The sequence below is a fragment of the Chroococcidiopsis sp. genome (assembly GCF_051657925.1).
GTDB lineage: Bacteria > Cyanobacteriota > Cyanobacteriia > Cyanobacteriales > Chroococcidiopsidaceae > Chroococcidiopsis.
Map to the genome: position 1 here is coordinate 1 of NZ_JBOFLP010000235.1, position 22,395 is coordinate 22,395.

Genomic DNA, 22,395 nt, shown 5'->3' on the forward strand with positions numbered 1-22,395 from the left:
GGAATTTCTGCATATTTCCCTCTTAGAGACTGAGTCACAGCAAACGCTACAGCTGCCACTATTCCAAGGAAAATTGTACTAGCTATAGTCTGCGTGGCAAAACTAGCCCCAGGAATTGGAGCCAAAATTGGCAGTACCAAACCACACAAAAATATCACAATATCAATTAAAATTGCTTGCATGGTATTGAAACGAATAAAGTGGCTGATGCTTTCATTTCTAACTACCAATAGATATAAAGCAAAAAAGACAATTAGACTAGCAAAAGGTATACTACTGTATATTTGCAATAAAGGTATCAGCGGTAGAAATAAATATTGTAAAACTGGAAATTCTCGCAGTAAGAAAACGCCAAATGCAAATCCATGCATCAAGGGCAGCAAATATGGCAAACAAGCAAAAATTCGCTCTTGCACCGTAGTAGTCCCACGCCAAGCCATTATTTATTCTCCTAGCAGATTTTATTGAATTTAACTCTTCATATGCACAGGATAGCGCAGGTTTTATAGTTATCAGTTGTCAGCGACCAGCGACCGATGACCAGTGACTAGTTAATTGCGACTTGCGACTTGCAACTTGCGACTTGCGACTTGCGACGCACTACCATCATTCAACATTGGCAATGCGGAAGCCCATCATGCATTCGTACTGATCTGGTTGTCCTGGGGAGAGTTTAGGTACAGCTTGACCGCAGCGTAATTGTCCTTGTCTCCAACGTGGCTGTCCAGCACGATCGGCAAGCAAACAGCTTTGGCAAACTTGCTGAGGGGCAAGGATTCGATCTTCCATCAAAATCACTAACATCCAGATCCCTCCAGAATATCCCATAATCCCTTAAGTCAATTTTATGCTAGTCACTCAGAAAGAGTGTTATAAGGCATACAGAGCTTAATATGAGGGGTGCGGAGAGAGGAGCGAGGAGTGAGGGAAAGATAGGGGTGAGGAGCGAGGAGTAAGAGATGAGAGGAAGGCTGAACCACAGAGGCTAAAGATGAAGATTTTTACCGATCGCAAGCCAAAGCTAACAGCTCTCCGACTCCCTCAGCTTGCTCAACTTTCTTTCCACCTCCTGACCGCTTACTACCGATTCATTCCTAATTTTTTCCCTGACTCCTCGCTCCTCGCTCCTCGCCCCTATCTCTTTGAGTTAAAGTATCTATGTTGAGTTATGCTGTCCGCGAATTTTGATTGATGGTGTGGTTTCGGAAAACGCGATCGCTCCTATTAATCTAGACAGGTACAGTCGTGTAAATTGCTTAAGGTTAACCACAGTGTCTTCGACTAACTTAGATTTACTTGCTTCCTCCGATCCGGTTGTGGCTGAGTTAATTAGCAGCGAACTTCAGCGCCAGCGCGACCACTTAGAATTAATTGCTAGTGAAAACTTTACTTCGGCTGCTGTTTTAGCCGCCCAAGGTTCGGTATTGACCAATAAATATGCTGAAGGCTTACCCGGAAAGCGTTATTACGGCGGTTGTGAATATATCGATCGCGTCGAGCAATTAGCGATCGATCGCGTCAAGCAACTGTTTGGTGCAGCTCATGCCAACGTTCAACCCCATTCTGGCGCTCAAGCTAATTTTGCCGTCTTCATGACTCTGCTAGAGCCAGGAGACGCAATTATGGGGATGGATTTATCCCACGGCGGACACTTAACCCACGGTTCGCCCGTAAATTTCTCTGGGAAGTGGTTCAAAGTCCACCATTACGGCGTGAATCTCCAGACCGAACAATTAGACTACGACCAAATTCGGGAATTGGCGCTGCAACATCGTCCCAAGCTACTCATTTGCGGTTATTCTGCTTATCCACGCATTATTGACTTTGAAAAGTTTAGAGCGATCGCCGATGAAGTTGGTGCTTACTTATTAGCCGATATCGCTCACATTGCTGGCTTGGTTGCTACTGGCTTGCATCCTAACCCCATCCCCTACTGCGATGTGGTCACGACAACCACACATAAAACTTTGCGCGGACCAAGAGGTGGATTGATTCTCACTCGCGATCCCGAACTGGGTAAAAAACTAGACAAATCCGTGTTCCCTGGTAGCCAAGGCGGACCTTTAGAACACGTCATCGCGGCGAAAGCAGTTGCCTTTGGCGAAGCATTACAGCCTCAATTCAAAACTTATGCAGCTCAAGTCATTGAAAATGCTAAAGCAATGGCGGCTCAATTACAAAACAGAGGCTTCAAACTCGTATCCAACGGTACAGAAAATCATTTGATGCTGGTTGACTTGCGCTGTATTGGCATGACGGGTAAAGAAGGCGATCGCCTTTTAGGTGAAACAAATATCACCGCTAATAAGAATACAGTCCCCTTCGATACAGAATCGCCTTTTGTTACCAGCGGTATCCGTTTGGGTTCCCCAGCCATGACCACACGAGGCATGGGTACGGAAGAATTTACCGAAATTGCCAATATTATCGCCGATCGCCTGCTACATCCTCAAGATGATGCCGTAGCGCAAGACTGTCGCCGCCGAGTCGCAGCATTGTGCGATCGCTTCCCCCTTTATCCGCATCTCAACGTTCCCGTACCTGCCCTTGCCTAACGGAGGGATTAGGAGCGAGGAGCGAGGAGTGAGGGAATAATTTGAGATGCAAAACAAACAATACAATATTCCTAATTTTTCCCTGCTACTCCTACAGTCCTTATACTAACTGCCCTCGCTCCTCACTCCTCACCCCTAACTCCTCATTTATATGAGTGCCGAAATCATTTGCGTTGGAACTGAATTACTGCTGGGCGATATTCTCAACACCAACGCGCAATTTTTAGCTCAGCAATTAGCAAATCTGGGAATTCCCCATTACTATCAAACTGTAGTGGGAGATAATCCTGCAAGAATCAAACACGTAATTCAAGTCGCTTTAGAACGAAATTCATCAACTCAGGATAACTCGACTCAAGTTCTCATTTTTACAGGCGGTTTAGGTCCTACGCCCGACGATCTAACCCACGAAACTTTAGCCGATTTCTTTGGCGTACCGCTTACAGAACACCAAGAAATTATTGAAGACATTACCCGCAAATATGCTGCACGCGGGCGAAAAATGTCTCCTAGCAATCGCAAGCAAGCTCTACTGCCTAAAGGTGCGGCAATCTTACCTAATCCAGGTGGAACCGCCCCAGGTATTCTCTGGCAACCGCGATCTGGAGTGGCAGTTCTCACCTTTCCTGGCGTACCGTCGGAAATGCAGCGGATGTGGCAAGAAACCGCCGTGCCTTACCTTAAGAGTCTTGGTTACGGTCAAGAAATTATTTACAGCCAAACTTTGAAATTCTGGGGTGTTGCCGAAGCAGCTCTCGCAGAAAAAGCAGCAGCCTTTCTCAATTTACCTAACCCTACCGTTGCTCCTTATGCCAGCCAGGGAGAGGTGAAGTTGCGTGTTTCGGCAAAAGCAACTTCACTAGAAGCAGCCAAGCAAATTATTGCTCCAGTAGCTCGACAATTGCAGGAAATTGGAGACTTAAATTATTTCGGTTCTGACGAAGAAACTTTAGCCTCGGCAGTCGGTAAATTGTTAACTGCGGCGGGAGAAACTCTGAGTGTGGCAGAATCCTGCACGGGTGGCGGTTTAGGGCAGATGCTCACGGACATACCAGGTAGTTCTAGATATTTCTGGGGGGGAGTTATCTCCTACGACAATGCGGTAAAAATTTCTGTTTTGGGCGTTAATCCTGATGATTTGAGTCAATTTGGCGCTGTCAGCGCGATCGTCGCCGAACAAATGGCAGCAGGAGTGCGATCGCGTCTCGGTACGACTTGGGGTTTGAGCATCACGGGAATTGCCGGACCCGATGGTGGTACGGCAACCAAACCTGTTGGCTTAGTGTACACCGGTTTGGCGGGAGCCGATGGCAAGGTTCAAAGTTTTGAAAATCATTTCGGAACTGGACGCGATCGCGCTCTGATTCGCCACGTTAGCGCCTGCACCGCTCTCGATCGCCTGCGCCGTCTACTAAAAGGCTAGGGAGCAGGGAGCAGGGAGCTGAGGGAGCAACTACAAATTCAAAATTCACGCATTCAAAATTGCCCTACACCCTACACCCTTTCTTCACTGGTCGCTGATAACTGATAACTGTCAACTGATAACTATTCCTTCAAAAGAGAGATGTGTCTGCTGTTGGAATTTGTGATATCTTTAATATTAAATAAAAAGGTTAGACTCTCACCCTCGCTTTCCCAACGAAATGTTGGTAGAGCAAAGGAAACAAAGAGTGAAAGCGGTTGAGAAGAAGTAGCGACGCTACATTTTGGCTTGAAAAAGTCAGACTTCGTGTGCTAGCAACAGCGAAAAGCTAAGTAAATATAAAGAAAAAGTAGCGGAAAAATCAAGAGCGCACAAAGATAGATTCCAATCGATTATCATCAAGAAATCAAGGTAGTTTTGCAGGAGTAATCGGTTCGATGGACTACATAGATCGGGTACTGGAAAAGCTGAAAGATTGGGCGCGCAAGCTAATTGAAGCCTTGCTAGGACAGGAAGCTGAGCCGGAACCAGAGCCGATCCCAATTCCAGTTGATGACCGCCGCACTCGTCGTCATAGATAAGTATCGAACAGGCTTGAATGGCGTGTCTTCTCATTCGTCACTAATCAAAGTTCTCGTGCTTCATGGACCGAATTTGAACCTACTGGGAGCAAGAGAGCCAGGAATTTATGGTTCGGTGACGCTGGCAGAAATTGATAGTATGTTAGTGGCAGAAGCGAATCAGCTGCAAGCCGAAGTAGAGGCGATGCAGTCTAACCATGAAGGCGTGTTAGTGGATGCGATCCAAGCAGCTAAGACGAAATTTCAGGGAATTTTGATTAATGCGGGTGCTTATACCCATACAAGCGTGGCGCTGCGAGATGCGATCGCTGCGGTAAAAATGCCTACAGTAGAAGTTCATTTAAGTAATATCTATCAACGAGAATCTTTTCGCCATCACTCCTATATTGCATCTGTGGCAATCGGGCAAATTAGTGGTTTTGGCGTACAGAGCTATCGCTTAGGTTTACACGCCTTGATTCACCATATCAGGCACTCCAATTAATGAGTTACTCGATTCATAGTCGATTTCGCGGCACGATGCTGGGAATGGCAGTTGGCGAGGTCGCAAACCACCCTAAACTTAAGGCGAAACTATTATCTGAAAGGGCAATCGATAACTCATCCCCATCGGGGTTGCTTAACTCAGTATTGCAAGGAATAAAGACTTTAATCGCGCTCGGTAGGTTCGATTACGAAGCGTGGCACAAATCCATGACAAAAGAGTTGACTGGTAATCCAATCGCTTCACCTTTAACAACTCTTCCCATATCAGTATTTTTTCATGAGAATGAGTTGAAATTGCGGCAAAATTTGCAACTGGCGCTAGTCGCGATCGATCGGGATGAGCCAGAAAGCCGAGATGGAACCTTAGCAATAGGACAAGCAATCGCCATTGCTTTACAAGCAAAATCGAACCCAATCGAGATAATTTCCCAAGCAATTGCCTTTGTAGGAGCATCCCCAACTGCAACAGCTGCAAAACTCTCGCAAGTCAAAGAGCTACTCGACGAACGAGCAGGATTGGAAAGAGCGATCGCTCAGTTAGGACAACCCCATGAATTGAGCAGTCAAATCGCTTTGGCGTTTTTTTGCTACCTGAGTACCCCAGCAGATTTTCGCTTGACCGTTCAAAGAGCAGCAATAAGCGATCGCTCTGGCATGACGAGCGCGATCGCGGGTGCGCTTTCAGGAGCTTACAATGGCGTGGCAAGCATTCCAGCTACTCAAGCACTAGCAATAGGGGTGACAAATCAGGCTGAAGTGCTAAGATTGTGTGATGTACTAGTCGCAGTGTGGTCGGGAGTATATCAGCAGAGCGATCGAGCTACTGCCGACAATCAAATCGTTGCAACTGCTGCCCCTAAAATTGTGCGGAGGCGCTGAGAATAATCGTTGTCTTTCCAAAATCGATCTGAAAAATTTGATTTCAGGAAAGTTTAGTTTCTAAATACTTGAGTTGTAGAACAGGCAATAAGCTTAACGTCAGGTGCGAGATCTCATTATGGAAAGATCCATAGACTGGATGTAATTATTGTCATTCAACCTAAGATTACAGATGAGACTTTATGCCGTTGAACTTTTTGCTCCATGCTGATTGCATGCAATAAGGGTAATGAAAAAGCGCACGCTATTTGAATTGCTCGACCTGCAACTCAAGAAGTGGCAGCAATGGCGACCAAACCAGCAGAAATTAACTCGTCAAATATGCCAAGCTCAACAGGGAGTTAAAGCTAAAAAACCTCCTAAAGTGCGCAGAGAACGCACCTCTGCGCTCCTGATACTGGCAGTGGTATTGCTGAGTATAATGCTGGGACATCGCTTTGCCAACCAACCTCGGCTAGATGAAGGCACGATCGCACCAGAGACAATTCGCGCCCCCAGAGCAGCTCAAATTGTCGATACGAAAACTACAGCCCAAAATCGCCAAATTGCATGGAGAAAAGCAGAGCCAATCTTAGTCATTGACTCGGCGGTAAACCAAAAAATTTGGCAAAGGTTGCAAACTAACTTGACACAGGGACAACGACTGCGGCAGTTAGCAGGAGATTTTCCATTTACAACCACAACCACTTTATCTACAACAGCGCAAATTTATCTACGCAGTTGCCCAGATTCTCAGTGGCAGCAAGTCTTAGCCTTTTTACGAGACGCGCAAAGTCGAGAACGCAAGCAAAATGCCGCGACAACAAACTTTGCTCCAGTTAAAATCGAAAGATTTGAAAATGAGGCAATGGCTCAAGCAGCAAAGGAACTAAATGCCTATCGCTCAAAAACAGCGACATCTCAACAGTTCTCGATGTTAATGGCAAAGATATCTCAAGTTCGCCAGCAATACGCTCAAGCTTTATCACAACTAGCACAATTACAAAAAACAACTCCTCCGACTCTTTACGAATCTTCCTGGTTAGATTTATCTGATACCATTTGGTCGAAGACAGTTGCAGGTATCCGTGCCACTACAGAACGCATTCTCGCCCAAGGAGTTTATCGAGGCATATCATCCGACACTTTGCAAACAGCGGTGAACTTACAAGTGCGATCGCATGTACCACCCCAGATGGAACCTCTAGCAACCCAAATGCTGTTAACTGTTCTCGAACCAAATCTCAAAGAAGACGAAGCACAAACGAAGTTAGCAGCAGCTGAAGCAGTAGCAAAAATTGCCCCCCAAATGCTGAATTTAGAGCGAGGCGAGGTCATAGTCAGAAAAGGCGAAACGATCGACCATGCTGCATTTATCACCCTTGACTATTTCAGTCTGTCGCGACGAGGGATCGGTTGGTCGGGACTATCAAAATTTGGTGGGATCGTTAGTATAGCCGTTGGTATTTTTGCCTGGGTTGCCTGGAAATTCGAGCGGCAGAAACTACGGCAGCGTGATTGTATTTTGATTTTGTTATTAGCATTGAGTACTCCAATACTCTTAAGACTGAATTTACGGTATATTAACTTGCCTGCCGTAGGACTGTTACTAGGTAGCTTCTACGGCTTCCCAGTTGGAGGAACAGTTGTAGGGCTGCTGGGGCTGCTCGTACCTATAGGAATGGATATTAGCGGCAAGTCTTTGTTAACAGGCTTAGCTGGCGGAATGCTAGCTAGTTGGATGGCTGGGTGGATGCGATCGCGAGAAGAGTTAGCCCTAATCGGAGTCGCGGTTAGTGCAATCCAAGGATTAGCTTACCTGCTCGGGAAAGTCGCGCTGAGCGCGATCGGTACTGATTCAGTATGGAATTGGTACGATGTTGCCCTTCAAGCTGGTTTATTTAGCCTTGCAGGGATTGTCTGGAGCGCGATCGCGATCGGCATTAGCCCCTATTTAGAGCATTTTTTCGATCTAGTTACCCCAATTCGGCTAGCAGAACTTGCCAACCCCAACCGACCGTTATTAAAGCGTTTGGCAACGGAAGCCCCTGGAACCTTCCAACACACGCTGTTTGTCTCCACTCTGGCAGAGGCAGCGGCGAGGGTATTGGGATGCAACGTCGAATTGGTGCGGGCGGGAACCTTATATCACGATATTGGCAAACTCCACGATCCCCTCGCTTTTATTGAGAATCAGATGGGTGGAGCGAATAAACACGATGAAATTAACGATCCTTGGGAGAGTGCGGCAATTATTAGAAAGCACGTGACTGAAGGGTTAGTCATGGCACGAAAGTGTCGTTTACCAATGGCAATCCAAGCCTTTATTCCCGAACATCAAGGCACGATGGCGATCGCCTATTTTTACCACCAAGCGCAGCAGATCGCACGACAAGACCATAGCATTACAGTAGACGAAAGAGATTTTTGTTATGCGGGTCCAGCGCCCCAGTCGCGAGAAACAGCCTTGGTGATGCTGGCAGATTCCTGTGAAGCAGCTTTACGCACTCTACCAGCAGCCGGAAAATCAGGAGCCAAAGAACCGACGCGAGAGGAAGCCCTAGCAATGGTACAAAAAATTCTGCGATCGCGCTGGCAAGACAATCAATTAGTTGATTCTGGGCTAACGCGGGCAGACATGGATGCGATCGCCGAAACCTTTGTCAACATTTGGCAACAGTTTCATCATAAGCGTATTGCTTATCCGAAGAAGAGAGACTAGAGGGAAGAAGTCAAAATTCAAAATTCACGCATTCAAAATCTTCCCACACTTCTCACACTTCCCACACTTCCCACACCACGCACCACTCTCTTCCTCCTGCTCCCTGCTCCCTGCTCCCTGCCATAAATCCTATCTCTGATTTTTTCCATCTAAAAACTTCAACTGCCGATACAAAGTGCGAATTTGAGGCAGATTTTTCCCAGCAGCCTCAGCTAGACGTAAAGGACTGCCAACGATCGCTTCAACTTCCAAAGGACGCTGCAAATCGTAGTCAATTTTCATACTGGTTTTATAGGGCTTCATTTTGGCAGTGCGATCGAGCATGTTTTGGACAAAACTACTGGGAATATGACGATCGAACCTAGCTGCACCCGCTACCACTTCCGCCATCAACTCTTCTACTAAAGCCCGAGTGGATGCATCTGCCATCAACTCATCGGTTCGAGCATTGAGTATGACAGATAGCCCGTTATAGGGAATATTCCATACCAATTTTTGCCAACGCGCTAACAGCAAATCTTCTGATAAGTCAATGGGAATGCCAGCCGATTCAAAATCAGTGGCAATTTGCTGCATTCTTGTCGTAATTCCTGCCGGATGATAGTCAGCAGCATATTCTCCCAGCGAGATCGCCTTGTAATCTAAATGGCGAATATGTCCTGGGGCAACTTTATTAGCGCAGACAAAACACATACCACCGATAACTCGATGAGAACCGACAATTTCAGCTACCGTGTCTTCTATTCCCAAACCATTCTGCAATACCAAAACTACGCCATCTTCTTTTAGAACTGGAAGTAATAGATCGGGTAGTAGATGATTTTGAGTCGTTTTCAGCGCGATCGCTACCACATCGCAACGCGGCATATCCTTCACGTCTTGGTAAGCATTGACTTGGGATAGGGTAAAGTCACCGTCAGTTGACTCTATAACTAAACCAGATTGAGAAACATGGTTGTAATCGCTGCGAAGCAAAAAATGGACATCTAAACCAGCCTTTTGCAGACAACCACCATAATAACCACCCAATGCCCCCGTTCCTAACATGGCGTAACTGCGTTTACCATTACGATTATGGCGATCGGGATACGACTCCATTTGTTTCTTCCCTCTGGCTAGAAACGGGTATTACCTCATGAAAGTGGTTGTAATCGATATAGCGTTGCCCGTCAGACTTCTGGAATAAAATATCAGCAAATCGATGATGCCACAACATCTCTGAAGCAATGTATGTATGACGAGCATGAATCATCTGAGATACAGTCTCATCAATGCCAGTCAGCGTCACCACCAACATTGTCTCTGCTGCTTCTAGATCTTCTAAAGTAGCGCCGTAAAAAGGGCTGTACTCGTCAATCGGATGCATCACCGTCCAAGAGAGAATAAAAATTGGGTTATTAGCACGTACCAAAGGCAGGTCGTACAATCGGCGCATAAACTGCCCCTCAGCATTCATTTCGTCTCGTACCAGTACAACTCTAATCTGCGCTTCAATAATTTGGTTGCGACGCTTATTCGCTACGCGAAACATCAAAGTTGAAATATCATCATAAGCCGTGACAACAGCCACTTGACTGAAAACCACTCGCGCCGTAGGACGAGAGAAACGAGCAAAAGCGATTCCCGTTCCCATTGCTACGCCCAATAAACCCACCCAAGATTCGATCGCCACTAGGACATTAGCGTAGTCAGTCTGCGGATTCATCACGCCATAGCCAATAGTTGCCATTGTTTGAATGCTGAAAAAGAAAGCATCCCAGAAATTGCCAGGTCGAGCGTTAGCTATGCTACCTGGTTGTAATAAATAGGCAAGAGCAAACAAAGAATTGAGTAATATGTAGCCAGAAGCTACTATACCTAAGAACCAAGACCAAGGCATAGTAATCAACAAATGGTATGGATCGCGCCAGTAGTAATACCATTTATTAATCCCCTGAACGTTTAACCGTCCATTCTGCCTCACAATCGAAATAATTGGTTTACGGGGGAGACGACGCTTTGCTTTTGTCATTTGTCATTTGTCATTCGTCATTTGTCATCGGTTGGAGGTGATTCCAGCTCATGAATCGCCACTTGTGAGTTAGGCGTTACCAACTACCTCTAGATAGATATTCTGACTTGATTTGGTAAAAGAAGGGGAGCGATCGCGATCGCTAACCTATAACTTACGACTTACGACTTACGACTGATAACTTCTATCTCGTCTTCCGGCGACGGCGATCGCGATCCGTTCTCATTCCTTGCTCGTCACGGTTTTTTTCCGTTAATGGTATGGCATTTTTTGTTGGTACGATGCGAGAACCATATCTTCTGGCATAAACTTGAGTAAATTCTGCACCGAAAAAGAGGATTTGGGCAGCATAGTAAACCCAAACTAAGATAATGACGACTGAACCTGCCGCGCCGTAGGTAGAACCAAAACTATTGTTTCCTAGATACAGTCCCAAAGCAAACCTACCAATTGAGAATAGCAGTGAAGTAACGATCGCGCCGCTCCAAACATCGCTCCAGGCAATTTTGACATCTGGCAAGACTTTATAAATCAGTCCGAATAGTAGTGTCGTCACGGCAAAAGAGAGGACGAAGTTAGCTAGCTGTAACAATGCCCCGATTCCTGGTAGCAAGCTGCCCAAAAAATTAACCAAACCTGATAAACCTGCGCTTAAAACCAGGGAAACGAGTAGCAAAAAGCCTACACCGAGTACCATCGTGAATGACAAAAAGCGATCGCGCAAGATGCCGATTAAACCCCGTCCTGGTTTCGGCTGAACTTCCCAAATCGTGTTCAAAGAGTCTTGTAACTGAGCAAATAAGCCAGAAGCGCCAAATAGTAAGACAGCAATACTAATCAGGGAAGCAATGGTTCCTGCTTTAGGTTTACTAGCACCTTCAATTGCCGTTTCAATAAATTGTGCCCCGTCCCTACCTACCAAACCTTGAATCTGCGTGACAATTTCGCCTCTGGCTGCTTCTTCACCAAAAACCGCTCCAGCAATCGCGATCGCAATAATTAAGATGGGGGCGAGGGAAAATACCGTGTAATATGCCAATGCTGCGGCTAGTCGCGAAGCTTTATCTTCGTTCCATTCAGTAAATGTCTCTCGCAACAAACTAATAATTGTCTTAATTCTCACTGCTAAATCTCCTCTTTGCCAGATGCACGGTCATTTTGATGACTATGACAAAATCGGAAATTTTACACATCTCCAAGGAGATAGAAAGAATTTAAATCTGTCTGATTCGATCCTCTAAAATGAAGTTTTAGTATCGTTAATCACTATCTCAACTCGGCTAGGTTTATTGCGAGCAAAATTGACGAACCATTTGCAGCATTTTTTAAAGCTCGATTGCCGCAATCGAAATTACTGAAGTGTTTTTCAATAAATGGTTTTCATCCTAACGGAGAAGGAAACTGATGTCAATAAAGCTGTAAAAGAAGTGTAATAGTTAATTACTATAAGACTCATATTTAATTTTTGAAATCTACGTAGGATGCGTTACACCCAAGGCTAACGCATCACTCTCAGCTTTTAGTGCGTTACTATCGACTAACAACTGTTAAACATGACTCTTTACTATTTATTCAATAAATTTTGATAAATTTCTAAATGCTGTTGAGTAATATTTTGCCAGGTAAAATTTTCGCTAAAAATGCGACTGGCTTTAGCCTGTTGTCTTCGTTTTTCGGGGCAATCGATCAGTTCTATTAATACAGTTGTCAGGGCAGTAACATCATGCGGCGGGACAAGTAATAATGGATGCGTATCTGGTAAATACGACGGCATATAAGTTGCGATCGCTGGTAAACCGTGGGATAAAAGCGAGATCGAAGAACTACTATTGAGACTTACATCGCGATCTAACACTCCGATATCCGATCCTGCGAGATAGCGAGACACGATTTCCTCGTCCAAATATCCCGTGAAATGAACGAACGAACGTAATTCGAGTTCGTCGATCGTCATTTGCAGTTGTGTTAGGTACGTATTATCGTCTTGAACCGTTGATTTTGGGCTATCTTTCCTATCCATCACCAGTAGTCTTGCTTGAGGCTGAGTTGTGAGAACCTGTTTAACAGCCAGTAGTAGAGTCTTTAAGTCCTTACCAGAGTGGAGAAAGCCTAAATAGGTAATGACGAGTGCATCTTCATGCCAATTGCAAGTTTGTCGTAAAATCTGGCGTGCTGCACTACAGTCCGTTTCGCTCGCTTGTACGTTGGTAGCTGCTGGAACGTGCCACAAACGACGCTCTATATTAGGTAGTCTCGCTTGAATTAAGGTTTTTGCTTCTGGCGCGATCGCAATTGTAGCATTGCTCAACGTCAGCAAAAATCCCCCTTCTCGATCCCACCACGTATACTGTTGTCCCAGCTGCTGCAACCAACCCGAAAATTGGGCTAGCAATCCTCGATCTTGCCACTCCCAATTACCATACTCGTGTACTGTCGTCACGATGGGCGATCGCCACCCAGATAATCGCAACAACAACGGTAGTAACAAGATTGCGGGCTGATGACCGTAGATTTGCGGATGGTACTGAATGTGTACGGCATCCGCACCACTATCCCATACTGCTTTGACCAAAGCCTTTAGATCGACCCACTGCCATCCATGCACGACTCCTATAGCATGAGGATCGTAAGCCGCTTCTGCCGCGTAGTAAGTTGTCAGTACAATAGATTCCACACCGCGATCGCGGAGGGAAGTATGTAGGCGAGTAGTGTAGTCTGAAACACTATCGCTTTCTGGTAAGTACGTACCAGCAATGAAAGCAATGCGGCTCATGGCACAAGACGGCGGGTAGAAGCCAATATCTCCTTCTTGACTCTGGCTTGTACGAGTACAATCACTGCTAACAACTACTATCACGATCGGTAAATAATTTACTATTCTTCGATGATGAAAATAAAGCTGGCAGAGTTCCTAATTCTACAGTAATAATACTGATTTCAAGCTATAAGAGGAGAATATTATCAGCAAAATTACGGTTTTTACTTTTTTATGTAGATGTGTTTAGATCCATATCTTCTAACGAAATAAGGTGAGCATTGCCCACCTTACACTGTTTTAATCATTAATTTTTAATTTTGGTACGGGAAGATTTACCGAATAATTTCTACTCAGACAAATATTATGAGTCAATCCATTGCTACAAATTTGACTTATGCTCCGTGCTTCCGATACCAATCAATTGTATTGGTTAATCCCTGTCTGAAACCTACTTGAGTCACAAAACCATAGGCTTGCTTTGCCCTTTCGGTATCTAAACAGCGGCGGGGTTGACCGTTGGGCTTATCAGTTTGCCAAACAATTTCCCCGTCATATTCCATTAATTCGCAAATTAAATGAATCAAATCGCGAATTGAAATTTCCTCGCCTGTTCCCAAATTAACAGGTTCGGGGTCGTTATAAAACTGAGTCCCCATGACAATTCCCCGTGCTGCATCTTCTGAGTAGAGAAATTCACGGGTGGGAGTACCGTCACCCCAAACAGGAATTTGCCTATCTCCCCGCAGTTGAGCTTCATGCACTTTGCGGATCAAAGCTGGGATGACGTGGGAACTCTTAGGGTCGAAGTTATCTTCAGGACCGTATAAGTTGACTGGCAAGAGATAGATCCCATTAAAGCCGTACTGTTGGCGATAGGCTTGCAGTTGTACTAATAGCGCTTTTTTGGCAATGCCATAGGGGGCGTTTGTTTCCTCTGGGTAGCCATTCCAGAGGTCATCTTCTTTGAATGGAACTGGTGTAAATTTGGGGTATGCGCAGATCGTACCGACACAGACAAACTTTTCCACTCCCGCTTGATAAGCCGAGTGGATCAGTTGCGTCCCCATCATCAAGTTATCGTAAAATAGCTCGGCAGGTTTAGCTTGATTCAGCCCGATACCGCCAACGTGGGCAGCAAGATGAATAATAATATCTTGCTGGTCAACCGCACGCTGGCAGTTTTCTAGGACTCGTAGATCGCAATCGCGCGATCGCGTTACGGTAATCTTGTTTTTATCTGCACCAGCTTGACAAAGTCGATCTATCACCTGACGACCTAAGAACCCAGCACCACCAGTTACGAGAATGCGTTTGTTGTTTAAATCTAAGGCGGTCATGAGTTCAGCCTCGTAGGTAGGTTTTAGAACTAGGACAGGTAGCTGACCATATCTTGACGGATTGTTGCAATGTCATGGATGACTGAAGCACCATTTCCATTCGGGGCAGATAGACCGATCGCTTTTAAATCTGCGTCCACCATTAAAGCAACAAGCTGCTCGAATGTCACGCTAGGAGTCCATCCCAATTTTTGTCGTGCCTTGGTAGAATCTCCAATTAGTAATTCTACCTCTGCTGGTCTGAGGTAGCGATCGTCAAATTCTACGTAGTCTTGCCAATTCAAATTTACGTAACTAAAAGCTAATTCGAGAAACTCGCGCACGGAATGTGTTTCACCCGTAGAAATTACGTAATCATCAGCTTGCGGCTGCTGTAACATCAACCACATTGCCCGTACATAATCTTTCGCATAGCCCCAGTCGCGCTTTGCGTCTAAGTTACCCATGTAGATTTTCTTCTGTTTGCCAGCTACAATGCGGGCAACAGCGCGGGTAATTTTGCGCGTCACGAAAGTTTCACCCCGACGCGGGCTTTCGTGGTTAAATAAGATACCGTTACAGGCAAACATCCCATAAGATTCGCGATAGTTGATTGTTTGCCAGTGAGCGTAAACTTTAGCACAGGCATAAGGACTGCGAGGATAGAAAGGAGTTGATTCTTTTTGCGGAATTTCCTGTACTAATCCATACATTTCTGAAGAACCAGCTTGGTAGAACCGAACTTCTATACCCGTCCGGTGTTGGTAATCGCGAATTGCTTCTAATAACCGTAACGTTCCCATGCCTACGGAGTCCACTGTGTATTCAGGGGAGTCAAAGCTAACGCGAACGTGTGATTGAGAACCTAAATTATAGATTTCTATAGGTTTGACTTCTTCTAAAATGCGTCGGAGTGTCGTGCCGTCGGTCAAGTCCCCGTAGTGCAGAAACATCCGCACTCCTTCTTTATGCGGGTCTTCATAAATATGATCGATCCGGTCTGTGTTAAATGTCGAGGTACGGCGAATGATTCCGTGTACCTCATAGCCTTGTTCCAACAGAAACTCGCTCAGGTATGAACCGTCTTGACCTGTAATACCAGTAATTAAAGCTCTCTTTGTTTGCGTCATACTTAATACTATATTTTTCTTTTTCCCTAAAACAATAGAGCAAGAACGCTGCTACAACTTAAGCAAATAATGGCAAAATTGCCCTCAGAGAGATCACCTAGTCGTGCAGTTGCCGTTTGGTTAGCGTTAATGCAAGCTAGGCTAAAATACAAATTAACTTAAAGTTTGCTTTTCATTATTAAGTAATTATTGAGTAATTGCAAAGATTGCGTAGACTGAGAGGGCGATCGCTTCAGGCTTCTCACTCTCGGCGCTGGTTGGAACAGCACTAAATATACCGCTCCTAGAAACCGCAGGACAATGGATCGAAAAGAAAAGTAGTGTTTCCGATAAAAAAGGGGCATCAATTGCCCCTAAACGCGAAACTGATAATTTTCAGCAAACCATAACAAATCTCAAATGCTGACGGCTACAAGCTAACGGATACACTTAATAAGCGCCGTTATTTTTTGGTACAATTACCACAAATACCGTCTTTAAAATGACCCACACATCTAGCCACATGCTGTAAGAGCTGGCATAGTGAACGTCTATTTGCACTCTACGATTGTAAGGAATGTCATTTCTGCCCGACACTTGCCACAAGCCAGTAATTCCTGGCTTGATGGTTAAGACCTTATCAATATGACGACCATATCGCGGTAGCTCTTCTGCTACCAAAGGTCGGGGACCAACGATACTCATATCACCCATAAGCACGTTCCAAAATTGGGGAAATTCATCTAGGCTAGTTAAGCGCAAAAAATGACCGACTTTGGTAATGCGCGGGTCTTGTTTTAACTTGAAATTATCCTCAAATTCCTGCCGCAATCCTGGCGACGAGGCAATCAATTCTGACAAAATCTCATCAGCATTGGCTACCATAGTACGGAATTTAATACAATAAAAAGGCTTGTGATTCCTGCCTACTCGTTCCTGAACGTAAAAGATCGGTCCAGGGGAACTCAAGGCGATTGAGAAGCCTAACACCAGATAAACTGGCGCAAATAAAATTAGAACGGAAAGCGAAAATAAAACATCGAACAATCTTTTGGCAAACTCTTTATTGAGTCGAGCGAGCAATAAACCCTTCGGTTTAGCTCTGGTTCTAAACGGCTCTTGCCCGCGTTTGACAAAAGCCTGTAACCGCTTGCCAAAGAGGAGTGAGCTTTGGGCTGTCATCATACTCCTAAACCATCCACACCACACATAGTCCCGATCTTAAAGCCAGAAGCACCATTCTGAGGCATATTTAATTTTAGAGGCTGTAAAACCAGCTAAAAATCAACTCCTAAGAATTAGGGACGAAGAACTCCTGACACGAGCGTTCTAGAAAAGCTAAAAACTGCTCTTCAAAGATTTTAGGGGTAAATTGAGTTACCTGGGTGCGAATGCGATCGGAATCGAACGCTACCCAGTTGGCTTCAAATTTTTCCACAGCTGCTACCAATGCGTCTACTGTTTGCTCTAAAAAAAATATTCCCGTCGCGCTATCGGGGTAGCGGTGCAAGTCTCGCACTGTTTCCAACGCTCCCCCAGCGCCCAAGGCGATGACTGGCGTGCCGCAAGCTTGAGCCTCGACGATCGCGATGCCAAAATCCTCTAGAGCTGCATAAACAAACGCTTTTGCTTGAGCCATATATTTTTCTACTACATCATTAGGCTGCTCTCCTAAAATTTGAACGTGCGACTGTGCCAGTTTGCGAATCTCTGGTAGTTCTGGTCCCGTACCGATTACAACCAAAGGTTTTTTGAGTTGATTAAATGCTCGGACGATGGTTGAGACTTGCTTGTAACTGACCAGTCGCGAGACCGTGAGGTAAAAATCTTGTTTATCTTTCACCACGGGGAAGCGATCGATATCTACAGGCGGATAAATTACTGTAGCAGGACGACGATAACAGCGCCAAATACGGCGTGCCGTATGGTGAGAGTTAGCGATGAAATAATCAACACGGTTAGCGGCGATCGCATCCCACTGGCGCAGGCGATGAAGTAAATACCTAGTGGCAATTCCAGGTAGACCGCGACCCATGCGGCTAGAGCGGAGGTAATCGAATGTCATATCCCAAGCAAAGCGCATCGGACTGTGACAATAGCAAACATGAAGCTGCTGGGGACTGGCAAGTACGGCTTTGGCAACGGTATGAGACGAAGAAACGATCGCATCATAGGCACGCAAATCTAATTGTTCGATCGCCAACGGCAACAAAGGGAGATATTTCTGTACGCCATTGCGCGAGAACGGTAAGTGTTGCAAAAATGTCGTACCAATTTTGCGTCCGAACAAATAACTTTGGGAATTAGTAGATTCAAAGTCAATCAGTGCGTAGAGATCGGCATTGATGCACCTGAGAATTTCTCGCACTACTAATTCCGAACCGCCAGTAGCTTGAGGCGTTAACCACTCATGGACAAGGGCATATTTCAAGGTTACACTTAGCTGAATTTTGACTCTATGAGAATTTATAGCTTAAATCAGGGAGCAGGGAGCGCACGAGCAGGGAGCAGGGGAAGAGAGAGTCGCCCAGCTGAGGGAGCGATCGGGGGCTGAGGGAGCAGGGAGTCGGGAGTCGGGAGTCGGGAGTAGAGAAGAACCTACCTCCAAATCGCTCACAAATGACCAATGACCAATGACCAATGACCAACGATCGCGCACCACTCACCCCTAAACTGAGAGTAGACGAATTGGGGTTGGGTAATTATGCGAATTTTGATTATGGGTGGTACGCGCTTTATTGGTGTTTACCTAACCAAAATCCTAGTGGCGCAGGGTCATGAAGTGGTGTTGTTTAATCGCGGTAATCGCCCTATTCCAGTTGAGGGGGTAACTCAGATTCAAGGCGATCGCACTTCTCCAGAACAATTAAAGGCAAAGCTATCTAAAGAACATTTTGATGCCATTTACGACAATAACGGCAGGGAACTGAGCGATACTCAACCGCTAGCTGAGATCTTTCACGACCGGGTGCAGCACTTTGTCTATATGAGTTCGGCTGGCGTGTACCTCCGATCCGACCAAATGCCTTACGCAGAAGGCGATCCAGTCGATCCTAAGAGCCGCCACCGAGGAAAATACGAAACAGAGGCTTACTTAGCTCAGGTAGGCTTGCCCTTTACAGCAATTCGCCCTACGTATATCTACGGAGCTGGTAATTACAACGATTTGGAAAGCTGGTTTTTCGATCGCATCGTCCGCGATCGCCCGATTCCGATTCCCGCCAACGGGCTACATATAACTCAAATGGGTCACGTTGAAGATTTAGCTCAAGCAATGGCTCGGGTATTGGGCAACGAGAGAGCCATAGGGCAGGTTTATAACGTCTCTGGCGATCGCTACGTTACTTTTGATGGTTTAGCTCGCGCTTGCGCTGTAGCTGCCGGAAAATCGACGGAGAAGCTAGCGATCGTACACTACGAACCGAAAAATTTTGATTTTGGCAAGCGCAAAGCCTTCCCCCTGCGAGTACAGCATTTTTTCGCCAGCGTTGATAAAGCGATCGCCGAGCTAAACTGGCAGCCAAAATACGATTTAATTTCTGGGTTAAAAGACTCTTTCCAAAATGACTACTTGGCTACTGGACGAGACAAAGCCGAGGTAGATTTTTCCGTAGACGAAGAGATTTTGAGGTAACGCTGTAGAAACGCGATTTATTGCGTTTCTACAATTTTCCAACTTCCTGCGCCGTGCTCCCTGCGCCGTGCTCCCTCGCTGGCAATACATAAATCAACCCCGAAATCAAAGTCAAAGCGACAGAAAGCCAAAAAACTCCTAGTGCAGGTACGTGCCAAGTTGGGGGTAAGGGAGCGATCAATAAGGCGATCGCGGCAATTTGGCTGACTGTTTTGAGCTTGCCCCAAAGATTTGCCCCCGCGATCGCATTGGTGCCTGTCAAGCTGGGAGAAACGCGCCAGCCTGCTATACCTAATTCTCGCGCCAAAATCAAAAATACTCCCCAAGCAGGAAGTTGTCCTAACTGAATCAGCGATAACAGTGGAGCCAGTACCAGCAACTTGTCTACTAAAGGATCGAGAAATTTGCCAAGTTCAGTGATAGCGTTCAGTTTCCGGGCTAAATAACCGTCCAGCCAATCCGTCAAAGCCGCAACCAAAAACACTATTAAGCAAAACCAACGTGCGGTTGCTGTCGGTACTGGCAAAAGATATAGCAGCAATGGCAGGGCTAGAAGTCGAGAGAGAGTGACCCAGTTAGGTATGTTCATCTATGCGAATGTGAGGAAATCATAAAGTTTAGATGAAGCTAAAGTCAGCAAGTTGAAGAGAAATTAACTGCTGAACCGCTCTATTTCTTGAATAAAATCTTTGAGAAAGCCAACTTTACATTATCTTTACAAAGTGCGAGTGTAAGCAGGTTCTTGATAAAGATTCGACAAAATGTAAGTTAAAGTACTGTCATTCTAGCCAAGAGAGAGATTATATTCGGGATACAAGTTCAGTAAATCTACTTCGGTAAATCTACTTCAGTAATACTACGATCTATCCGATCCAGGTTTTAGTCGTGACAATGTACCAAGCACCGTTCCCCACCGCCATCAAAACTGTCGAACTTAAGTCTCCCCAGACACTAGATGCAGTTCATCCATCAGCCAGATCGGCTTTCAAGAGATGTTTGGACATCGTTGGCAGTTTAGTCGGACTGTCGATCTTGGCAGTTATCTTCATACCCTTAGCGATCGCCATTAAGTTAGATAGCCCAGGACCAATTTTCTACGGTCAAGAGCGTTACGGACTGCAAGGACGAACATTTCGGATGTGGAAATTCCGTTCGATGGTTCCCAACGCAGATGCGCTGAAGTCTCAAGTGAAAAACGAAGCATCAGGGCTAATTTTCAAAAACACGCAAGATCCAAGAATTACAAGAGTGGGTCGTTTCTTGAGAAGCACTAGCCTAGACGAACTGCCCCAATTTTGGAACGTATTAGTTGGAGAGATGAGTTTAGTAGGTACTCGTCCACCAACTGCTGACGAAGTTGCTCAGTACAACGATCGCCACTGGCAAAGATTAAACGTGAAGCCGGGATTAACAGGAGAGTGGCAAGTCAGCGGACGCTCTAGCATTAAAGATTTTGAAGAGATTGTCAATCTCGACCTGCGCTACCAAAAAATGTGGCATCCCTTCTACGACTTGTTTATTATTGCTAAGACCGTGTACGTAATTTTTGCTAAAGTAGGTGCTTGCTAAGCAGCGATTAACGATCGGCAACCAGTTAATATAGAATTCCTTGGGGGACGACCAGCCTGTATACGGCTGGTTTTTATTGTGTCTAAATTGTAAATGTAGGGGTGCATAGCTATGCGCCCCTACAAACATTATTACCACGAAATTTGCGATCGCTCTCGTACGACTTGTTGATAAACTGCTTGCGTTTGTCGAGCTAACTTGCTCCAATTAAAGCGGCGATCTAAATCTTCATAAGCATTGTCAACTAGCCATTGCCGATAATCGGGATTTTTTAAGACTTCTAAAATTCCCCATGCGAGGGAGTCAGAGTTATTCGTCCAAGTCACAACTCCAGTCTTAGTATGTTGCACGACTTCTGGAAATCCGCCAGTATCGGAGACGACAACAGGTACGCGGGCAGCGAAGCTTTCTAGGGCAACAATACCAAACGGTTCGTAAAGGCTGGGAAACACGGCACAATCAGCTACCGCTTGGAATTTATCGAGAAAGTCATCGTACATGAAGCCCGTGAAATAGCATTTGTGCCAAATACCTAGATCCCAGGCTTGACGCTTCAAAGCTTCGGTATTACCACCACCAACGAGTACGAATTTAGCATGACCTCCCATTTCCCACAGCACTTTGGGAGCTGCATTCAGCATCACGGACACGCCTTTTTCGTAAGTCATACGACCGACGTAGTAAACGATCTTCTCATCATCGTCAGCATATTGACGGCGGAAGTGCCAATAATCAAAATCTTGCCGTCTGTGCTTCTTTTCAGGACGGATACCGTTATAGATTACGTCGATTTTGTCCCAAGGACTCGCTAGCGCCCGTTCTACTTCGCGCCGCATGTAGTCGGTACAGACGATAATTCGCCAAGCATTATGAGCGAGTAATTGCTCTTTGCCATTGATGTAGCGCTGTTCTTCGGTATAGATACCGTTATAACGACCGTGTTCGGTAGCGTGAATAGTAGCAATCAGGGGGATTTTAAAATTATGCTTGAGGGCGATCGCCGCATCTGCTACCAACCAGTCATGGGCGTGGATCAGATCGAACGGTTCTTCTTCTAAGATCAACTTTGCACCGTGGTTACCCATGCTTTGATTCATATTCGCCACCCAATGGAAAAAGTCATTTCCCCAGGCAACTGGAACCCGATGTACGTGGATTCCCTCGAAAAGCTCGTACATTGGTGCATGACCGAATTCCACTGTTACCATGTGGACTTCATGCCCTAGTTTGACGAGTTCGGGGTATAGTTCCCCAACATGACGAGCAATGCCTCCTACAATGCGCGGCGGAAATTCCCAGCTTAATACGAGTATTTTCATCGACCCCAATCCCTGCGACTTACTTGCTGCTTACCTAAATCTATCTAAATGTAT

Annotated in this window: 20 protein-coding genes; 8 read left to right on the top strand and 12 right to left on the bottom strand. The window is 45.6% G+C overall.

The genetic code is table 11. From position 1 onward, the window contains the following. Both ACRC32_RS18985 and ACRC32_RS18990 read right to left on the bottom strand, forming a co-directional pair. The coding region (locus ACRC32_RS18985; RefSeq protein ID WP_438555432.1) for a Tic20 family protein at positions 1-440 on the bottom strand (440 nt) is incomplete at its 3' end. Positions 441-606: 166 nt separating this feature from the next. Next, positions 607-804, bottom strand: a complete 198-nt coding sequence (locus tag ACRC32_RS18990) for a hypothetical protein (protein ID WP_015155083.1) — start codon at positions 802-804, stop codon at positions 607-609. A gap of 467 nt (positions 805-1,271) precedes the next feature. Here ACRC32_RS18990 and glyA point away from each other — a divergent pair, with 467 nt between their 5' ends. The 6 genes from glyA to ACRC32_RS19020 all read left to right on the top strand — a co-directional run bounded on the left by glyA (position 1,272) and on the right by ACRC32_RS19020 (position 8,625). After that, positions 1,272-2,555 (top strand): serine hydroxymethyltransferase, encoded by a 1,284-nt coding sequence (glyA, locus tag ACRC32_RS18995; RefSeq protein ID WP_438555433.1) that lies wholly within the window; start codon positions 1,272-1,274, stop codon positions 2,553-2,555. Between the two features lie 151 nt (positions 2,556-2,706). Then, positions 2,707-3,978, top strand: a complete 1,272-nt coding sequence (locus tag ACRC32_RS19000; RefSeq protein ID WP_438555434.1) for a competence/damage-inducible protein A — start codon at positions 2,707-2,709, stop codon at positions 3,976-3,978. A gap of 437 nt (positions 3,979-4,415) precedes the next feature. Next, positions 4,416-4,559 carry a hypothetical protein gene (locus tag ACRC32_RS19005; RefSeq protein WP_438555435.1) on the top strand — a complete coding sequence of 48 codons (144 nt, stop codon included), beginning with the start codon at positions 4,416-4,418 and terminating at the stop codon, positions 4,557-4,559. Further along, on the top strand, positions 4,531-5,043 hold the full coding sequence (gene aroQ, locus ACRC32_RS19010) for a type II 3-dehydroquinate dehydratase (protein ID WP_438555436.1): 513 nt from the start codon (positions 4,531-4,533) through the stop codon (positions 5,041-5,043). The genes ACRC32_RS19005 and aroQ overlap by 29 nt, the downstream gene beginning before the upstream one ends. Next, positions 5,043-5,924, top strand: coding sequence for an ADP-ribosylglycohydrolase family protein (locus ACRC32_RS19015; protein ID WP_438555437.1), 882 nt, complete (start codon positions 5,043-5,045; stop codon positions 5,922-5,924). The genes aroQ and ACRC32_RS19015 overlap by 1 nt, the downstream gene beginning before the upstream one ends. Before the next feature lie 229 nt (positions 5,925-6,153). Beyond that, on the top strand, positions 6,154-8,625 hold the full coding sequence (locus ACRC32_RS19020) for an HD family phosphohydrolase (protein WP_438555438.1): 2,472 nt from the start codon (positions 6,154-6,156) through the stop codon (positions 8,623-8,625). Between the two features lie 129 nt (positions 8,626-8,754). Here ACRC32_RS19020 and ACRC32_RS19025 read toward each other — a convergent pair whose 3' ends face one another. The 8 genes from ACRC32_RS19025 to ACRC32_RS19060 form a co-directional block, all read right to left on the bottom strand. Continuing rightward, the gene (locus tag ACRC32_RS19025; protein ID WP_438555439.1) at positions 8,755-9,723 is read right to left on the bottom strand and encodes a putative 2-dehydropantoate 2-reductase; all 969 of its coding nucleotides are present in this window, start codon (positions 9,721-9,723) and stop codon (positions 8,755-8,757) included. Beyond that, the gene (locus ACRC32_RS19030) at positions 9,698-10,636 is read right to left on the bottom strand and encodes an ion channel (RefSeq protein WP_438555440.1); all 939 of its coding nucleotides are present in this window, start codon (positions 10,634-10,636) and stop codon (positions 9,698-9,700) included. The genes ACRC32_RS19025 and ACRC32_RS19030 overlap by 26 nt, the downstream gene beginning before the upstream one ends. Before the next feature lie 184 nt (positions 10,637-10,820). Beyond that, complete coding sequence (locus ACRC32_RS19035) at positions 10,821-11,759, bottom strand: YihY/virulence factor BrkB family protein (protein WP_438555441.1); 939 nt, start codon at positions 11,757-11,759, stop codon at positions 10,821-10,823. A gap of 441 nt (positions 11,760-12,200) precedes the next feature. Further along, positions 12,201-13,493 carry a glycosyltransferase family 4 protein gene (locus ACRC32_RS19040; protein WP_438555442.1) on the bottom strand — a complete coding sequence of 431 codons (1,293 nt, stop codon included), beginning with the start codon at positions 13,491-13,493 and terminating at the stop codon, positions 12,201-12,203. 293 nt (positions 13,494-13,786) lie between these two features. Continuing rightward, a complete protein-coding gene (locus ACRC32_RS19045; protein WP_438555443.1) occupies positions 13,787-14,731 on the bottom strand; it encodes a GDP-L-fucose synthase family protein in 945 nt (314 codons plus the stop codon). 29 nt (positions 14,732-14,760) lie between these two features. After that, on the bottom strand, positions 14,761-15,840 hold the full coding sequence (gmd, locus tag ACRC32_RS19050; protein ID WP_438555444.1) for a GDP-mannose 4,6-dehydratase: 1,080 nt from the start codon (positions 15,838-15,840) through the stop codon (positions 14,761-14,763). Positions 15,841-16,269: 429 nt separating this feature from the next. Beyond that, a complete protein-coding gene (locus tag ACRC32_RS19055) occupies positions 16,270-17,001 on the bottom strand; it encodes a sugar transferase (protein ID WP_015155097.1) in 732 nt (243 codons plus the stop codon). Between the two features lie 109 nt (positions 17,002-17,110). After that, on the bottom strand, positions 17,111-18,250 hold the full coding sequence (locus ACRC32_RS19060; protein ID WP_438555445.1) for a glycosyltransferase: 1,140 nt from the start codon (positions 18,248-18,250) through the stop codon (positions 17,111-17,113). Between the two features lie 273 nt (positions 18,251-18,523). Here ACRC32_RS19060 and ACRC32_RS19065 point away from each other — a divergent pair, with 273 nt between their 5' ends. Next, positions 18,524-19,453 carry an NAD-dependent epimerase/dehydratase family protein gene (locus tag ACRC32_RS19065; RefSeq protein WP_438555446.1) on the top strand — a complete coding sequence of 310 codons (930 nt, stop codon included), beginning with the start codon at positions 18,524-18,526 and terminating at the stop codon, positions 19,451-19,453. Between the two features lie 28 nt (positions 19,454-19,481). Here the strand turns inward: ACRC32_RS19065 and pgsA are convergent, their stop codons facing one another. Continuing rightward, positions 19,482-20,042, bottom strand: a complete 561-nt coding sequence (gene pgsA, locus ACRC32_RS19070; RefSeq protein ID WP_438555447.1) for a CDP-diacylglycerol--glycerol-3-phosphate 3-phosphatidyltransferase — start codon at positions 20,040-20,042, stop codon at positions 19,482-19,484. A gap of 302 nt (positions 20,043-20,344) precedes the next feature. Here pgsA and ACRC32_RS19075 point away from each other — a divergent pair, with 302 nt between their 5' ends. After that, positions 20,345-21,022: a sugar transferase gene (locus tag ACRC32_RS19075; RefSeq protein ID WP_438555467.1), complete on the top strand. Its 678-nt coding sequence runs from the start codon at positions 20,345-20,347 to the stop codon at positions 21,020-21,022. Between the two features lie 131 nt (positions 21,023-21,153). On the opposite strand, the gene ACRC32_RS19080 is transcribed toward ACRC32_RS19075, so the two are convergent. Then, complete coding sequence (locus ACRC32_RS19080; RefSeq protein WP_438555448.1) at positions 21,154-22,341, bottom strand: glycosyltransferase family 4 protein; 1,188 nt, start codon at positions 22,339-22,341, stop codon at positions 21,154-21,156. Positions 22,342-22,395: the final 54 nt, after the last annotated feature.

Bases quoted from the DNA above. Each gene is read 5' to 3' on its own strand.
- ACRC32_RS18990 (WP_015155083.1), bottom strand. From the start codon at position 804: ATGTTAGTGATTTTGATGGAAGATCGAATCCTTGCCCCTCAGCAAGTT.
- ACRC32_RS19000 (WP_438555434.1), top strand. From the start codon at position 2,707: ATGAGTGCCGAAATCATTTGCGTTGGAACTGAATTACTGCTGGGCGAT.
- ACRC32_RS19005 (WP_438555435.1), top strand. From the start codon at position 4,416: ATGGACTACATAGATCGGGTACTGGAAAAGCTGAAAGATTGGGCGCGC.
- aroQ (WP_438555436.1), top strand. From the start codon at position 4,531: ATGACCGCCGCACTCGTCGTCATAGATAAGTATCGAACAGGCTTGAAT.
- ACRC32_RS19015 (WP_438555437.1), top strand. From the start codon at position 5,043: ATGAGTTACTCGATTCATAGTCGATTTCGCGGCACGATGCTGGGAATG.
- ACRC32_RS19020 (WP_438555438.1), top strand. From the start codon at position 6,154: ATGAAAAAGCGCACGCTATTTGAATTGCTCGACCTGCAACTCAAGAAG.
- ACRC32_RS19025 (WP_438555439.1), bottom strand. From the start codon at position 9,723: ATGGAGTCGTATCCCGATCGCCATAATCGTAATGGTAAACGCAGTTAC.
- ACRC32_RS19030 (WP_438555440.1), bottom strand. From the start codon at position 10,636: ATGACAAAAGCAAAGCGTCGTCTCCCCCGTAAACCAATTATTTCGATT.
- ACRC32_RS19045 (WP_438555443.1), bottom strand. From the start codon at position 14,731: ATGACCGCCTTAGATTTAAACAACAAACGCATTCTCGTAACTGGTGGT.
- gmd (WP_438555444.1), bottom strand. From the start codon at position 15,840: ATGACGCAAACAAAGAGAGCTTTAATTACTGGTATTACAGGTCAAGAC.
- ACRC32_RS19055 (WP_015155097.1), bottom strand. From the start codon at position 17,001: ATGACAGCCCAAAGCTCACTCCTCTTTGGCAAGCGGTTACAGGCTTTT.
- ACRC32_RS19065 (WP_438555446.1), top strand. From the start codon at position 18,524: ATGCGAATTTTGATTATGGGTGGTACGCGCTTTATTGGTGTTTACCTA.
- pgsA (WP_438555447.1), bottom strand. From the start codon at position 20,042: ATGAACATACCTAACTGGGTCACTCTCTCTCGACTTCTAGCCCTGCCA.
- ACRC32_RS19075 (WP_438555467.1), top strand. From the start codon at position 20,345: ATGTACCAAGCACCGTTCCCCACCGCCATCAAAACTGTCGAACTTAAG.
- ACRC32_RS19080 (WP_438555448.1), bottom strand. From the start codon at position 22,341: ATGAAAATACTCGTATTAAGCTGGGAATTTCCGCCGCGCATTGTAGGA.